Origin of the sequence: Hwanghaeella sp. LZ110 (assembly GCF_048892525.1) — a bacterium.
Taxonomy (GTDB): Bacteria; Pseudomonadota; Alphaproteobacteria; order UBA8366; family Aestuariispiraceae; genus Pacificispira.
The window spans coordinates 106,601-122,832 of record NZ_JBLZHT010000005.1; the positions used below are offsets into that span (position 1 = coordinate 106,601).

At 55.1% G+C, this 16,232-nt stretch carries 14 protein-coding genes; 7 read left to right on the forward strand and 7 right to left on the reverse strand.

Going from position 1 to position 16,232, the window contains the following annotated elements; genetic code table 11:
- The first annotated feature begins 45 nt into the window (after positions 1-45).
- Entirely contained in the window at positions 46-318 is a 273-nt protein-coding gene (locus ACOSDM_RS11675) for a DUF3572 domain-containing protein (RefSeq protein ID WP_420724708.1), read from the forward strand.
- Here the strand turns inward: ACOSDM_RS11675 and ACOSDM_RS11680 are convergent.
- On the reverse strand, positions 302-508 hold the full coding sequence (locus tag ACOSDM_RS11680) for a hypothetical protein (protein ID WP_420724709.1): 207 nt from the start codon (positions 506-508) through the stop codon (positions 302-304). The two genes, ACOSDM_RS11675 and ACOSDM_RS11680, sit on opposite strands and share 17 nt — an antisense overlap.
- Before the next feature lie 155 nt (positions 509-663).
- Here ACOSDM_RS11680 and ACOSDM_RS11685 point away from each other — a divergent pair, with 155 nt between their 5' ends.
- On the forward strand, positions 664-2,037 hold the full coding sequence (locus tag ACOSDM_RS11685; protein WP_420724710.1) for an MATE family efflux transporter: 1,374 nt from the start codon (positions 664-666) through the stop codon (positions 2,035-2,037).
- On the opposite strand, the gene ACOSDM_RS11690 is transcribed toward ACOSDM_RS11685, so the two are convergent.
- The gene (locus ACOSDM_RS11690) at positions 2,022-2,501 is read right to left on the reverse strand and encodes a DUF2244 domain-containing protein (RefSeq protein WP_420724711.1); all 480 of its coding nucleotides are present in this window, start codon (positions 2,499-2,501) and stop codon (positions 2,022-2,024) included. The genes ACOSDM_RS11685 and ACOSDM_RS11690 overlap by 16 nt on opposite strands.
- Positions 2,502-2,637: 136 nt before the next feature.
- Here ACOSDM_RS11690 and nth point away from each other — a divergent pair, with 136 nt between their 5' ends.
- The 3 genes from nth (at position 2,638) to ACOSDM_RS11705 (ending at position 4,889) form a co-directional block, all read left to right on the forward strand.
- Entirely contained in the window at positions 2,638-3,276 is a 639-nt protein-coding gene (gene nth, locus ACOSDM_RS11695; protein WP_420724712.1) for an endonuclease III, read from the forward strand.
- Positions 3,277-3,293: 17 nt separating this feature from the next.
- Entirely contained in the window at positions 3,294-3,722 is a 429-nt protein-coding gene (locus tag ACOSDM_RS11700) for a PaaI family thioesterase (RefSeq protein ID WP_420724713.1), read from the forward strand.
- Positions 3,723-3,791: 69 nt separating this feature from the next.
- Entirely contained in the window at positions 3,792-4,889 is a 1,098-nt protein-coding gene (locus ACOSDM_RS11705) for a 3-hydroxyacyl-CoA dehydrogenase NAD-binding domain-containing protein (protein WP_420724714.1), read from the forward strand.
- A gap of 369 nt (positions 4,890-5,258) precedes the next feature.
- Here ACOSDM_RS11705 and ACOSDM_RS11710 read toward each other — a convergent pair whose 3' ends face one another.
- Together ACOSDM_RS11710 and ACOSDM_RS11715 are read right to left on the reverse strand one after the other, a co-directional pair.
- Complete coding sequence (locus tag ACOSDM_RS11710; protein WP_420724715.1) at positions 5,259-6,929, reverse strand: choline dehydrogenase; 1,671 nt, start codon at positions 6,927-6,929, stop codon at positions 5,259-5,261.
- Positions 6,926-8,095 (reverse strand): aromatic ring-hydroxylating oxygenase subunit alpha, encoded by a 1,170-nt coding sequence (locus ACOSDM_RS11715; RefSeq protein ID WP_420724716.1) that lies wholly within the window; start codon positions 8,093-8,095, stop codon positions 6,926-6,928. The genes ACOSDM_RS11710 and ACOSDM_RS11715 overlap by 4 nt, the downstream gene beginning before the upstream one ends.
- Positions 8,096-8,202: 107 nt before the next feature.
- Between ACOSDM_RS11715 and ACOSDM_RS11720 the strand changes: the two genes are divergently transcribed.
- Positions 8,203-9,162, forward strand: a complete 960-nt coding sequence (locus ACOSDM_RS11720; RefSeq protein WP_420724717.1) for a GlxA family transcriptional regulator — start codon at positions 8,203-8,205, stop codon at positions 9,160-9,162.
- Between the two features lie 350 nt (positions 9,163-9,512).
- On the opposite strand, the gene ACOSDM_RS11725 is transcribed toward ACOSDM_RS11720, so the two are convergent.
- Positions 9,513-11,165, reverse strand: coding sequence for an electron transfer flavoprotein-ubiquinone oxidoreductase (locus tag ACOSDM_RS11725; RefSeq protein WP_420724718.1), 1,653 nt, complete (start codon positions 11,163-11,165; stop codon positions 9,513-9,515).
- A 33-nt stretch (positions 11,166-11,198) separates the two neighbouring features.
- Here ACOSDM_RS11725 and ACOSDM_RS11730 point away from each other — a divergent pair, with 33 nt between their 5' ends.
- A complete protein-coding gene (locus tag ACOSDM_RS11730) occupies positions 11,199-12,119 on the forward strand; it encodes a uracil-DNA glycosylase (RefSeq protein ID WP_420724719.1) in 921 nt (306 codons plus the stop codon).
- A gap of 62 nt (positions 12,120-12,181) precedes the next feature.
- On the opposite strand, the gene ACOSDM_RS11735 is transcribed toward ACOSDM_RS11730, so the two are convergent.
- The gene (locus ACOSDM_RS11735) at positions 12,182-13,822 is read right to left on the reverse strand and encodes a BCCT family transporter (protein ID WP_420724720.1); all 1,641 of its coding nucleotides are present in this window, start codon (positions 13,820-13,822) and stop codon (positions 12,182-12,184) included.
- 563 nt (positions 13,823-14,385) lie between these two features.
- On the reverse strand, positions 14,386-16,056 hold the full coding sequence (locus ACOSDM_RS11740; RefSeq protein ID WP_420724721.1) for an ArnT family glycosyltransferase: 1,671 nt from the start codon (positions 16,054-16,056) through the stop codon (positions 14,386-14,388).
- Positions 16,057-16,232: the final 176 nt, after the last annotated feature.

The following is a 16,232-nucleotide window of genomic DNA, read 5'->3' on the forward strand; positions in this document are numbered from 1 at the left end:
CGAATGACACGGGGACACTAGCCCTATTCGGTCGATGAGGCAGCAATGAAGCAAGAACAGGCGGAAACCTTGGCACTACAGGCGTTAAGTTTTCTGGTGGAAGATGAGGATCGGCTGGACCGATTCCTGGCCCTGTCCGGATTAGACCAGAACGACCTGCGCGACCGCATCGCCGACCCGGCCTTTCTGGGTGGGGTTCTGGATCATTTGCTGGGGCACGAGCCTGATCTGTTGGACTTCGCCGCAACGGCCGATATTGACCCAACATTTGTTCTGCGCGCGCGGGCAACCCTGCCGGGCGTCAATCCGGACTGGTGACCTGGGCCGGAATGGTAATGCGACAGTAATGCCGCCCATCCGTCAGCCGCGCCTGGATGCCTTTGGCAATGGCGGTCATATCCTCACAATAGCCGTCCGGCATAAATTCCGGATGACCCGCAGCCCGCAACAGGCCTGCTGCCCATTCCGCCTGGATACTGCAATAATTGGTATAATCAACTTCGATCATTGGCGTTACGCCTGCAGAAAAATTCCTGAATTCTGCCCCGTCATCCGTTTGAACTATAGCACGTTCTGATAACCATATTGAGAATAGTTTCATGAATATTTTAAAGCGGCGCTCAAGGACTTGTCGCCTTGGGGAAAACCGGGCAAGTAGTCAAAATGACTTCGCCGCACACCCAGTCCCAAGAGACGACAAATTGGAATCGCCGCCTGTTCGCTCTGGCTGGACCCATTGTGCTGGCAAATTTATCGGTTCCCCTGCCGGGCATCGTCGATACCGCCGTGATGGGCCATCTGCCCGATCCCAGCGGGCTTGCGGCTGTCGGCCTGGGGGCGATGATATTCTCCACGCTGTATTTCAGCTTCAGCTTTCTGCGCATGAGCACAATTGGCCTGACCGCCCAGGCGGATGGCAGAGGCGACGCCGCAGAGGTCCGCATCGTTCTGTATCGTGGCGGCCTGATTGCAATCGCATTGGCGATTATCATGATGGTCTTTCAAGATCCCATAGGCCGATATGCCTTCCAACTGACCGATGCGACAGAAACCGTCCAAACATACGGCCTGTCCTATTTCGACATCCGGATCTGGGGCGCGCCAGCAGCCCTCTTGAATCTGGTGGTACTGGGATGGATGTTTGGGTTTGGCAGTATGCGCCTGCCCGTCACCATCCAGATTGTTACCAATCTGGTCAATGTCGTGCTGGATTTTGTTTTCGTCTTTGGGTTCGATTGGGGCATTGAAGGCGTCGCCCTGGCCACCGTCATCGGTGAGCTGGTTGGTGCTGCCCTGGGCCTGTATTTCATTGCGCGCCGATTGCGGCATTTGGGACAGTCCCTGCTGCCCGATTGGGTCAGTGTCTTAGAGCCGGCCGGCCTGAGACGCCTCTTTGGTGTCAATCGCGACCTGTTGATTAGGACCTTCTGTCTGCTGATCGCCTTTGCGCATTTCAAAATTGCCGGCGCGGAATTAGGCACGGTCACATTGGCGGCGAACCTGGTGCTGCTGATCTTTCTGGATCTCAGCTCCTATGGATTGGATGCCTTTGCCAATGCGGCGGAAATCCTGATCGGAAAGGCTGTGGGACAACGCAACCGGGCCGTATTTTTAACAGTTACCCGCCTGTCCTTAGTGTGGGGTGGCCTGGTTTCCCTGGTCGCGGTGCTGGTTTTTTTCCTGTTTGGCAATCACATCGTCGGCCTGATGACCGATCAACTGCCCGTCCGCGATGTATCCGCAAATTTCATGCTGTGGGCCGCGTTCCTGCCCATAACCGCCGTCTGGGCCTTTGTGCTGGACGGGATTTTCGTTGGCGCGACCCGATCAGCAGCCCTACGCAATGGGATGCTGATCTCAATTGCGCTCTACTTCGCCTCAGAATGGGTGCTGACCGGACAGTTTGGTAATGACGGATTATGGGTGGCGCTGCATATATTCCTGTTGGCACGCGGCCTGACACTGGCAGTTCAGGTCCCCGCATTGGTCCGTTCAATTGATACGCAGCCCCCCGCGCATGCTCAGGCCGTGCGATAACGCTGTATCGCGTTTCGCAGCGCTTTGGCCACCTCAACGCGTTCATAGGGTTGCAGGAAACGCCCGATTTCTGTGCCTTGACCATGACTTTTCAGGATCAACTGACTCTCATGACGGGGTGGATCATCCATTTGTACCGTCACCCAACTGGGCTCTAACTGGATATGCTGGATGGTGCCCGATGGGTCTGTTCGCACGATATGCAAACCATCATCCGTCATCAGCAAATGCTCACACCGCCGGGCATCCCGAAAATTAAGCCTGAAGGCGATGTAAACCAGCGCAATCTCCAAACCACAGAAACCCGCCACGGGCCAGGCCCCGGCAAGGAAGAAGGCAAACCCGATCAGGAAACCACAGCCCCCGATCGCGATCATCACAAGCAGAAATCCACGCTGATCCAGGCTGCGGTGAGGCCGCAGCGTCGCATCAAGATAGATGGTCTGTTCGTGAGTGTCGCGCATGCCCCATAGATTAGCGCGAATTACACAGTCGTAAAGCGCCCGCATGTGAGAGAAATGCTTTCTTGGTGACCATGGCTTCTTTAATGTGCCCGGTGAATCACAGGCTGACCAATCAAAACAATCGAATTGCCCATTCATGAAAAAAGCCGATATCCATGAGTTTTTCGCCCGCTTGCAAGCGGCAAATCCAGAGCCCAAGGGGGAGCTTAACTGGACCAATCCCTATACGCTGCTGGTGGCCGTCGCCCTGTCAGCGCAAGCAACGGATATCGGTGTGAACAAGGCAACCGAACGCCTGTTTCAAATCGTCTCAACCCCGCAAGATATGCTGGCCTTGGGGGAGGCACGCTTGAAAGACCACATCAAGACAATCGGACTTTATAATTCCAAGGCCAAGAATGTGATGCAGGCTGCCGAGATTCTGGTGCGGGACTTTGGCGGCACCGTGCCACAGGATCGCGCCGCCCTGGAAACCCTGCCCGGTGTTGGGCGCAAGACCGCCAATGTGGTGTTAAACATCGCCTTTGGCGCAGCGACCATCGCCGTTGATACGCATCTGTTCCGGGTTGGCAATCGTACCGGCATGGCAAAGGGAAAAACGCCGCTGGAAGTCGAATTAAAGCTGGAAAAACGGATCCCGAAAGAATTTCTGCGCCACGCGCATCATTGGCTTATCTTGCATGGTCGTTACATCTGTAAGGCGCGCAAACCGGATTGTGGGGCGTGTATTGTCAATGACTTGTGTGGCTTCAAAGGAAAAACCATTAGCGCCTAACCGTAAAGGAACCCGGAATGCCGAAAATTGACCCCGAGATATTAAGAGAGCGCGCAAATGGAACACTGGTATCCCTGTTGGGCATAGAAATCACCGATGCCGGCGATGGTGTCAGCAAGGGGCGGATGAAAATCACACCCAATCTGTTGGCACCCAATGGGTTTCTGCATGCAGCCTCGGTCGTTGCCCTGGCCGATACATGCTGTGGTTATGGCACCTTTGCCGATTTACCGGAAGGGGCGGAAGGCTTCACCACGGCGGAGTTGAAATCCAATCATATGGGAACCGCACGCAAGGGCAGCCTGATCTGTCGCGCCCATGCCAAACATCAGGGACGCACCACTCAGGTCTGGGATGCGGAAGTGTTTTCCGATGCCAGACCCGACCGGCCCATCGCCCTGTTTCGGTGCACACAGATCGTCCTTTGGGCGCGGAATGAGGGATAGGACCCTCGACAATATTGCGTTGCGGCATTAGGTAGGAACCAACCATTTTGACACTAAGGGAGTGAGATCATGATTTTTAAGACTGTAGGTATTATTGGTGCCGGGACCATGGGATCAGGCATTGCAACCTCTTTGGGTCAACAAGGTGTTGCTGTCGTTCTGGTCGATACCAACCAGGCCGCCGTTGATCGGGGTCTGGCCGCTGCCAAGAAATTCTATGATCGCGCCGCTGAAAAAGGCAAAATGAGCACGCAAGATGCCGATCAGGCCTATGGGAAATTGACAGGCGCGACAGAGCTTTCCGCCCTTACGGACTGTGATCTGATCATTGAGGCAATTTTTGAAGAATTCAGCGTTAAAGAGGACCTGTTCAAACGTCTGAACGCGCATTTAAAGCCAACCACTGTGGTTGCAACCAATACGTCAGCGCTGCGGGTCTCAGAATTGGCTGAAACCGTTGACGACCCGACCCGCTTTCTGGGCCTGCATTATTTCAATCCAGCCGCAATCAACCCGATTGTGGAAGTCGTGAAGGGCGAAAAGACCGACGAAGCCCTGTTCCAGAAATGCGTTACCTTTATTAAGGAAACCGCGAAGAAGCCCATTCCGTGCAAGGACGCCTATGGATTCGCCATCAATCGCTTCTTCGTCCCCTATGGCAATGAGGCTGTGCGGCTGTTGGATGAAGGTGTTGGCACGACCGCCCAGATCGACCGTGTAGCACAGGACTGCCTGGGCGTCGCGGCAGGCCCGTTCATGGTGATGAATCTGGTGAAGCCGAAAATCATGTTCCATGCCCAGCGCAATCTAGGCCCGCACGGTGCCTTCTATGCCCTGGCCAATGGCTTGGCGGATCGCGGAGACACGGATTATGAATTTGAAATCGGCGACGATGCAACGGGCTCTGCCGAAAGCGATGCGATCATCGCCGACCGCCTGCGCGCAGCCACCTTCCTGCCGGTCCTGCAATCCCTGGACGAAGATGTCGCCAGCCCGGCCGATATAGACATGGGCGCGGGCCTGGCCCTGCGCTTTGGCAAGGCGCCGTGCGAATTGATGGATACGCTGGGCAAGGACGAAGTTACCCGCATCGTTTCCATCGTGACCGAAAAATATGGCCACGACCTGCCCGAAAGCATCGCCAAAGTTGGCAAACTGCGCGGCTGATGCCGATTGGACCTTTGGTTATCTATTGCCCCATTTTTTACTCCTCCCCCCTTGAGGTGGGAGCCCCATATGCGATTCCCCTCCCCCCTTGAGGGGGGGAGCCCCATATCTTACCCCTCCCCCCTTGAGGGGGGGAGGTTGGGAGGGGGGTGCTCTCTCCTCCGCAATCCAGCCCACTGCAGGGAAAGGCCTTGCGGCCTATCACCCCCACCCCAACCCTCCCCCCTCAAGGGGGAGGGAGTAGATAAAACCGTCCTCCCCCCTCAAGGGGGAGGGAGTAAACAGAGCCGTCCTCCGCCCAGAGGGGAGAGAATGGACGCCCCATCAAGAGGGATAAAACAAAGCTTACTGCCATAGAATTCACTAATACTATCGCTGTGCGGTTTCCCAATCGGGGTTTTGCCAGACTTCGCGGTCTTCGCGCGGCAATGGGGGATGGCCCAAGATCGCATCGCTCATTTTCTCTGCGATCATCAAGGTTGGGCAATTGGTGTTGCCATTCACAACGATTGGCATCAGGGACGCATCTACGACTCTTAAATTTTCCACACCAAGCACACGCCCCTGAGAATCGCAGACTGCCATTATATCCTGGGCGGAGCCCATCTTGCAGGTACCGGACAGATGCCATTGGGTATCCACCGCCTTGGTCAACATCTCATCAAGCTCTGCATCGGTGACATAGGCTGGGCCGGGGAAAATCTCGTCACCTGCTAAATCCTGAAAGGCCGATTGGTCGATCAATTCACGCACCAGACGAATGCCCTTGCGCAATATGTCACGGTCGCGGGGGTCTTTTAGATAGTTCACCAGGATACCCGCCTGACCATTGGGGTCGGCATTCTTTAAGAATACCCGCCCCCGGCTGTGGGCCCGCATCAAACCGATATGAATTTGGAAGGAATGCACCGTCATCGGATCAACCGACCCTTCCTTCACGGCAATGGGGATGATGGTCAATTGGATATCCGGATAATCGACCCCGGCGCTGGACCGAATGCAGGCGACAGCATCAAATTGATTGGACGCCGCTACACCAGTTCGCGACAGAAACCATTGCAGACCGATCTTTATCTTCCCCAGGCCCCGCGTATGGGGAAGCAGGGAAACCGGCTGACGACACAGATACTTCATTACGAAATCAGGGTGTTCGTTCAGGTTCTCCCCCACACCTGGGCGGTCTGCGACAACATCGATACCATGATCGCGCAGATGCGCCGCCGGACCGATCCCAGACAGCATCAGCAAATGGGGCGACGCGACGGCACCTGAAGACAGAACAACCTCTTTACCCGCCCGGTACTGCCGCAAGGTTCCAGATTTTTCCTGAACTTCGATGCCAATGGCCGTCTTGTTCTCAAATAATATTCGCTGCGTGCGCGTGTCAGTCAGGATGGTTAGATTTCTGCGGGACCGGATCGGGTCCAGAAAGGCCCGTACCGCGCTCCAGCGCTGGCCCCCATGCACCGTGCTGTCCAACAGGCCAAACCCTTCCTGAACACGCCCGCAGATATCCCTGGTGCGGGGATAACCCGCCTGTTCTCCCGCATCCAGAAAGGCCTGAAAGATCGGATTTCTTGCAGGTGGGCGGGTGACTTTCAACGGCCCATCCGTACCGCGATACTCATCATCGCCCCCGGCATAGCTTTCCAGCCGCTTGAAATAGGGCAGCACATCGGCATAGCCCCAGCCATCACAGCCCATCTGTCGCCAGGTGTCATAATCTCTGGCATGGCCGCGAATACACACCATACCGTTGATGGAGGATGATCCCCCCAGCACCTTGCCACGGTCATGCTTTAAGACGCGGTTGTTCAGGCCCGGTTCCGGTTCCCCCTGATAGGCCCAATTGTGCTTTGTCCGACCCAGCGCGATGGTCAGAGCCGACGGCATCTTCAGGGTCCAATCATTGTCATCAGGCCCGGCTTCCACCACCAGCACAGAATTCTTAGGATCGGCACTCAGGCGATTGGCCAGCACACAGCCCGCTGATCCGGCCCCGATGATAATGTAATCTGAAACAGTTTCCACCTTTGTCATTCCGCAGCGGCTTTGCGCGGGAAGGACTGACCCCCGGTCAGTGCATCATAGACCAGCTTGTGGAAATGATGCACCAGATGCTCGCTATTGGGCCCCCGCTCCGCATCGATCATATAGCGACCTTGATCAAAGCCGAAGGACTGCACCCCGCGCTGCACCAGCAGATTAAGCCAGATATCTTCCGGTCCCAGTTGCGTGTTGAACCAATCCATCGCGGCCCGGCTCAAGGCGCTTTGGGGGCGGGATTTCGGACAGTAATGCCCAAACCGCAGCAGCGTCTTTTCCGGCCCCAGCGGGATTGAATTGAATGTGCCAATCACATCGGCATAGGGAAAGGCATACAGCGTCGTCATCGGCCACAGCTGGATATTATAGAACCAGTCCGTCTGATATTTCTCCCCCGCAATGGGATGACCAAAGGCTGTCTTCACCTTTTTGGGCGGCCCTTTAAAGTCCCACCAATGTCCATGCGCCTGAAGGTCATATCCCTTGAAATCAATCAACGATGCCAGTTCCTTATGGACCGGACCGGACAGTTTAAAGTGATAGCCCTCAATTGCGTTATCTGTGATGATTTTCCAGTTCGCATCGACGACATAGTCCACCTCTTCCACAAAGGTGATATCGTCCAGATCCGGGAAATACGGGCGCATCGCATCCAGGGCACCGTCCATTTCTTCGGCAATCGGCGTCGCGTTGCGGTCCATATTAATATACCAAAAGCCGCCATAATTCTCCGCTCTCACTTCCTTTAAGCCATAGTCCGCGGCGTTGAACCCTTCCAGCGCATTGGTCCGTGGTGCGATCTTCAAATCGCCGTCAAAAGCATAGGTCCAGGCATGATACGGACAGGTGATCGCCTGTTTGAAGCGACCGCGACGGTCTTCCACCAATTGCGTGCCGCGATGCTGACAGACATTGTGAAAGGCGCGCACCTGACCATCATCGCCGCGCACGACAATCACGCTTTGGGTCAGCAGATCAAATTTCACATAGTCCCCTGGTTCCGGGACTTCTGTGTCGTGACAGACGCAATGCCAGGACGGGTAAAAGATCGTCTCTGCCTCTCGCTGGAAGATATCCGCATCGTAATAATAACGCGCGGGCAGGGTCAGATCGGTCTCAGGCCGATTTGTTTCCCAGAGAGTTTTCTTGTCGGCAAACATCAAGTCGCACTCCTGCTGTAGGATAAGTGTCCCCGAAGCTATCTGGATTTAGGGCACAGTACAGACAAAGATCGACAGACAAGTGTCGAATAGTGTTAAGTGATTATATGACGAAACACTGCTGCTTCATCCTGCATGACGGGTTCAGCCTGATCACCTTGGCTGCGATTACAGATGCCTTCTTTGTGGCAAATTGGCAGGCGGGAAAATCGCTTTATGCCTGGGATACAGTCTCTGCCAATGGGGGTAAGGTTCTGGCCTTTGGCAACCATGCTATCAGCACCGATCCGCTGGAAACAGTATCCGCACGCAAGATGGATATCGTTTTCGCCGTGGCCAGCTTTGACCCCCACGGGCTTGCAAATGCGCCGGGCGTAGGGGGCTTTTTAAGAGCAGCCCATCGGTTTGGCGCGCGTGTGGTAGGGTTGGAAACGGGCGGCGTGGCAATGGCGCGGGCCGGCCTGCTGACCGGACGAGAAGCCGCGATCCATTGGGCCAATCGCGATGGATTTGAAGAAGACTTCCCCGATATCCGCCTCAGCGAAGCGTCCGTCAATCGAGCAGGCCGATGCCTGACCTGTGCCGGGGGCGCCAGCGCCATTGACCTGGCCCTGCAGTTGATTGAGGAAGATGCGGGCGCAGCCCTGGCCCGAACGGTCCAGATCCATCTGTTGTATCAGCAAGGACATCCCGAAACAGCGAACAGTTTGAAGCCGGGAGAAAGCGCCCTGGTCACCCAGGCAATCGCCCTCATGACCCGCCATATCAATGACCCCATTGCCCTCCCCGATCTGGTAGAACTGCTTGGAACCAGCCAACGGACGCTGGAGCGTCATTTTCAGAAAGGGACCGGACACAGCCCCCAGGCCCATTACCTGGCCCTGCGCCTAACCCGTGCGCAGAACCTGTTGCAGCAAACCACATTGGGCATCGGCGAAATCGCGGTCGAAACCGGATTCGACAGCCTCCCCGCTTTCTCCCGCGCCTATCGCAGGCAATTCCAGGTCTCTCCCAGCCAGGACCGAAAACAAACCACCACCGCCAGCGTGCCGCGGCTTTATTCGTGAGGGCAGGCAATGATTGGACGAAGAGCTTTGAGCATAATCCTTTAAACAGATTTCAATCGTAAAATTATAATTAAGGTAGTATGATATCAATCATACAATTAATAGATAGGATAGTCAGAATGAAACTTACCCTTTTATCTTTAGTCGTCTCAGGACTGGTTTTTTTTGCCACACAGTCCATAACGCATGCGACGGCCCTGCCCACGGTCACACAGAATGAGAGTATCGCGCATGGCGGCGGATGCCGGAAAAGCTCGCCTCCCGGTCAGTGCTGCCATATGGATAATAAGGCTGGGTCTGTTCACTGTCATTAAACCGAGAAGCAGACCTCCCCAGACACTATGACACCCCTACATATTCGGGTAAGTCGGCCCCTCGCCGCCCTGCGGGACGACCCAGTTGATGTTTTGGGTGGGGTCCTTGATATCGCAGGTTTTGCAGTGGACGCAGTTCTGATGGTTGATCTGCAGGCGCGGATTGCCACCGTCTGATTCCCGTACAATCTCGTACACACCGGCCGGGCAATATCGCTGCGCGGGCTCGTCATAGAGTGCCAGATTGATATCGACCGGGACCGAAGCATCCTTCAACTGCAGGTGAACCGGCTGGTCTTCCTCATGATTGGTGCCGGAAAAGGCAACATTGGTCAGGCGATCAAAGCTGATCACGCCATCGGGTTTCGGATAATCGATTTTCCGACAGTCCTTTGCCGCTTTCAGCGATTTATGGTCCGGCCCGTGATGGTGCAGAGTCCAGGGGGCCTTGCCCCGGAACAGGAAGGTATCCAGACCGGAATAGACAAGTGCTGCCCAAAAACCCCATTTGAAGGACGGGCGGATGTTGCGCACGGCATAGAGCTCGTCCCAGACCCAGCTTTTCTTCAATGCCTCTTCATAGGCGGTAATTTCGCGTGGGGCTTCGCCGTCGCCGGTCAGCGCGGCAAAGATCGCTTCCGCAGCAGTCATGCCCGATTTCATCGCGGTATGGGTGCCCTTGATCTTGGGCACGTTCAGGAACCCGGCCTCGCAACCGACCATGACACCGCCAGGGAAGGTCAGTTTCGGGATCGACTGATACCCGCCCTCATTCAGGGCACGGGCGCCATAGGAAATGCGCTTGCCGCCTTCCAGGATTTTCTTGATTTCCGGGTGATGCTTGAAGCGCTGGAATTCCATATAGGGGAACAGATTTGGATTCTCATAATCCAAACCAACCACATAGCCGATTGCGACCTGATTGCCATTCAAATGATACAGGAACGACCCGCCATAAGTCTTCGTATCCATCGGCCAGCCGGTGGTATGGATGATCTTACCTGGCTCTGACTTCGCCGGATCAATCTCCCACAACTCCTTCATGCCCAGGCCATAGGTCTGTGGTTCTGCATCCTTGCGCAGGTCGAACTTTTCCATCAGCACTTTACCCAGGCTGCCACGACAGCCTTCGGAAAAGACGGTCTGCTTGGCCCATAATTCCATACCGGGCTGGAACATCGGCCCTTCGCTGCCATCTTTCAGGCGGCCCATATCGCCGGTCGCGACGCCTTTCACACTGCCATCTTCGTGGTACAGGATTTCAGCAGCGGCAAAGCCCGGATAAATCTCAACACCCATCGCCTCAGCCTGTTCCGCCAGCCACCGGCAGAAGTTCCCCAGCGAGATGATATAGTTGCCGTGATTGTTCATCTGCGGCGGCGTTGGCATCTTGAATGCCTTAGTCTCGGTCAAAAACAGGAAATGATCGTCCTTCGCCGGCGTATCCAACGGCGCACCCTTATCCTGCCAATCGGGGATCAACTCGTTCAAGGCGCGTGGTTCCAGAACCGCACCAGACAGGATATGCGCGCCAACCTCTGCGCCCTTTTCGATAACGCAAACGGCGATTTCCTTACCGGTTTCCTGTTCCAACTGTTTCAAGCGGATGGCGGTGGACAGACCGGAGGGGCCAGCCCCCACAATCACCACATCATATTCCATGCTTTCACGAACCACAGCGTCGGACATATTGATCGATCCTTATCTTCTTCATCAGGCGACTTGGCGGAATGGGTTTCGGCGGGCACAATAGCCCAAAAGCCCGAAATAGCAATCATGGTTGGCGACGGTAACGTGTTGGATGGCGACGTAAAAGCCCTGATATCAGCGCTGGAATGGCAAACAGCCATGGGCGCGGATGAGGCATTGGCAGATCAGCCCTGTGATCGTTATGCCGAGGCAGAGGCACGCCTGGCCGCCAGACGGGCCGCGGCTGAAAGCGCGCTTTCGCAGGCAAAGGCATCCACCGCACCACCAGCGACAAACCGCGCCAAACCAAGCGCCGACGCCCCATTGGGCGCAGCTGAAGCGGTGGAACAGGCCAAGACGGCTGCACACGCCTGCACGACCCTGGAAGAGCTGTCCGCTGCGTTGGAGCGTTTTGAAGGCTGCGAATTGCGATTTCATGCGAAGAACATGGTTTTTGGCACAGGATCGGTGGGCGCGCCCTTAATGCTGATTGGCGATGCGCCCGATACGGAAGAAGATCGAGCCGGAGCCCCCTTTGTGGCGCAAACCGGGGCGCTGCTGGATAAGATGCTACAAGCGATTGGCTTGTCGCGGGGGGATGTTTATCTCTCAAGCCCCGTCTTTTGGCGACCGGCGGGTAATCGATCCCCCACGGATGGGGAAATGGCTATCTGTCGACCGTTTCTGGAAAAACAGATCTCATTGGTCGGCCCGAAGCTGTTGCTTCTGGCAGGCGGTCAGGCGGTCAATAGTCTGATCACGTCGGTTGGTCCGAAACAGGGAATCACCCGCAGCAGGGGTACCTGGTTCGATATTCAGGTCGGGGAAACCTCCCTCCCCGCACTTGCGACCTTTCACCCGGCCTATCTGCTGAAAACACCATCTGCGAAGCGTCAGGCCTGGCAGGACCTGCTTGCCCTTCAGCGCCGCATGGCGGAAATGGGCCTTGCCTGAAACGAAGAAGGGCGCTGAAGATTTCTCCTCAGCGCCCCTTTCCAAGTCACAGTGCAATAGACTTACTTGCGTGGTTCCGCCAGCAAGCCGCGGAAAATGGCATAGCACATCACCAACAATACCACGGTGAACGGCAGACCCGTTGAAATCACCATGGATTGCAGGGAAGACAAACCCCCTACGGACAACAGCAGGACGATGGCAACCGCGCCTTCAAAGACGCACCAGAAAACACGCTGGGGCACCGGGGCATCCACTTTACCGCCCGCCGTGATCGTATCGATCACCAGCGATCCGCTATCAGACGATGTCACGAAGAACACGATCACCAGAACAATCCCGATCACCGACGTGATGGTCGACAAAGGCAAGGCATCCAGCATCTTGAACAGTTTCAGTTCAAGGGGTGCATTCTGGGCCAATGTATAGCCGTCCTGAATGACCTGCTGGATGGCAACGCCACCGAATACAGTCATCCACAACACGCAGACCAGAGACGGGATCAACAGCACACAGACCAGAAATTCACGGACCGTGCGCCCCCGGCTGACGCGCGCAATGAACATGCCCACGAAAGGCGACCAGGAAATCCACCAGGCCCAATAGAAGGATGTCCAGCCCTGGCTGAAATTCACATCCTCCCGACCGAATGGATTGGCCAGGGCAGGAAGATATTCCAGATAGCTGCCCAGATTGGAGACAAAGCCCGTCAGAATTGCGACCGTGGGGCCGACAAACAACACGAACAACAACAGCAAGGCTGCAAGTCCCATGTTGATTTCTGACAGGACCTTCACGCCGCCTTCAAGCCCGCGCAGAACCGAAATCAACGCAATGGCGGTAATGCCCGAAATCAACAACACTTCAGTCGTATCACTGACCGGCACGCCAAACAGTTCATTCAGACCGGCATTGGCCTGCGTTGCCCCAAACCCAAGGGATGTGGCCAGACCAAACAGTGTTGCAAACACAGCCAGGATATCGATGACATGACCGGTCCAACCCCAGACGCGATCCCCAAAGATCGGATAGAAGGCAGAGCGGATCGTCAGCGGCAGCCCTTTGTTATAGCTGAACAAGGCCAGCGCCAAGGCCACCACGGCATAGATTGCCCAGGGATGCAGACCCCAATGGTAAATCGTCGCCGCCATACCCAAACGCAATGATTCCGCCTCATTACCTGCGGCTGCGCCCAATGGGGCCCAATCAGTACGGACCCCGTTTTCTACGCTGGTGCCGCCCATTGAACTGGCAAAGTGGCTCATCGGTTCAGACACGCCATAGAACATCAGCCCGATGCCCATGCCCGCAGCGAACAACATCGCAAACCAGCCGATATAGCTGAAATCCGGTGTTGCTTCCTTGCCGCCAAGCCGCACTTTTCCAAGGGGGCTGACAATCAGCGCCAGACAGAAGACAACAAAGATATCGCCCGCCAGCAGGAAGAACCAGTCAAAGCCCTTCGTTACGCTGGAAAACAAGAAGCTGAAAAGCGCGCCTGACTGTTCTGGCAAAGCCAGCGCATAAAATACGAAAGCGATAATCGACAATCCGGAAATCATGAAAACCGGATTATGAATGTCGAACCCAAACCGCCATAGCTCTCCTTCGATATTGTGTTGGCCGATTTCGTAATCCGTGTCGATCCGTTCGACCGCTCCTTCAGGTTCAGGTATTCCCTGATTACCCTCTTGGTCAGACATAATGTCCCCCTCTTTTTGGTGAGTGTTTTTCATAAGTCAGCGGCCGTGACGCACCCCGCGTACTCCGTCCACTTGTCTGTCAAAATCCATTCCAGAAATGGATACGCAATAGTGTTAGCTTTTTTCTGTGGAATGCGCCCGACACAGGATCTGATGGCCTAAACGCCGACCTGAATCACGCATACCCGATGAATGCCACAACATTGGCGAATCCCCTCCTTCTAACCGCGGTGGGCTTTTTATTTTGGTACAGCACCACACATTATTTTTCATTTTGCGAATTTCATTTGATACGATTCGCTTAGTAATTGAGAAGCATATCCATATCATAAATTGTCAAAAGGTCAAAAAGCGCACATTTTCTTTATAATACGCGCCATTTATGCCATACAGAAAGCACATATCTTAATACATTTATGATGTATTTCAGGCTTTGATTTCTAATATATTGCAGGAAAATCCTTATTGTTTATTTAATCTGAGAAACACATCTAATTAACATTATGTGTTGCATTATAATAACATGAAAAGGCGCAGAAAACTGGTTATCAATGGTGATCGGCCTATCGCTGACCCGAGTATATGGTCAAGCGTACCGACCGACCCCCATTGTAGTTGAAACCTTCAATTTGGGCGACGGCATGCGGGGCAACACCCGATGCCTCGACCCGTTGCTGAAAATCTGGCGCAGACGCTTCCGGGATGGCCACAATGGCGCAGGTTGGGTCAGCCAGGTAGGATGCCGCCGCCCCTTCTATCGACGTGAAATAAGTTGCTGTTCCTGCCAGGAAGACAAGGCTGGGCTCAGAATATCCAACAATAGAAAAGGGTGCATCCGGACAGGTTTGCCGCCGCTGCGACACCACGTCCGCAACAGATTTCGAAATCCAGAAATCCTGTGCGGCAGGAAGGACTCCCTGAAAAATCGATCCAATCAGGCATACACCCGCCAGAAAGATTGGAAGGATACCCCGTTCCAAGCGCGCGCCATCGTGCAATGGACCCCACAGAAATCCCAACATCGCTATTCCCGCCAGAAGCGCCGGAATAAGCCAGAATGATAAGGGGTTACCATACAGCACCAGGACCGCGCCGACGGCCACCATCAACACCACCGTTATCAGCGCCGTCATACCAAGCCCGAACACTTTCAAAATTTGAAACAGTCGATCCCGCGGCATTTCCTGTACCAGCGCCGCCGCGCATAACATCGCCAGCGCAGGGTACAGCGGTAATACATAATGCGGCAGTTTGGTTGCGATCAGTTCAAAGATGATCCAGTTGGGGGTCAGCCATGCCAACAAAAACCGGGCGCCTAAAGATGAAAAATTGCGCGCACCCCATAACAGGCCCAGCCCGGCAAACAGTCCAAATGGCCAGAATGCCAACCACAAGCTCAACAGATAATATCCGGGCGGCGCGCCATGAGATTCCTGCCCCGATAGAATTTTGCCCGCCAGATCCTGACCAACCGCCTCCTGAAAGAACGCCCCCCCGGTCGCAATCCCGATGGCAATGAACCAAGGGGCGATGATCAGGCAGGTCAGCCCCACTCCCGATAAAGGTTTCAGGGCGGTGAACCAATCCACCCGACGGTCCACGGCGATCAGACCAACAATCGTGACCCCTGTTATCAAAAGGATGATCGGCCCCTTGATCAAAATCCCAATGCCCAGCACAAACCAAAAGCAATAGGCAGTCTTGCGCCCGATCAGCGCCTCCCGGGATCGCGCCGTATAGGCCATTGCCAGACACAATTGCGCCGCCAGGATGCAGGCTAACAGAACGGCATCGGTCTTGGCCTGTCGCGCCTCAAACCCCAACAACACGCTGCCCATCAGGAACAGGGCTGCCAGAAACGCAACGCGTCTGCCAAACAGGACCCGACCCAATCCCCATGTCAGCAGCACCGACACAATTGCCCCGACCAAGGAAGGCACACGGTAGGCCCATATCTTCGGCGCATCAGGGGTATCAAATAGAAGTGCCGATGCCGCTTGCAGCCAGTAAATGCCAATCGGTTTCTTATGACGAGGTGTCTCTTGAAAGCGAATGTCCAGAAAATCGCCGCTTTCCACCATCTGCCGGGACGCCTGGGCAAAGCGGGACTCATCGCGATCCATGGCCGGAAGACTGAAAAACCCCGGCAAAAAGACCAACAGGCTCAACAGCGCAAGCACTGGAAGAGCGACGGGACCCGGAAGGGCAAAACGGGCGAAAGCGCTGCGTATCATATCAAAAAATCAATCCGATCAACCGACATATTTTTGGTCACCCTAGCCCGTGCTTGTGACCGATCTGTGATGGTCTTTGTGATTTTCCTTAAAAAACAGTCTCCATCCCCGCCTCTGCCATAAATATGCCGCACGGCCTTCATGCAGATGACACCCATCATTCACATCAAAACTGT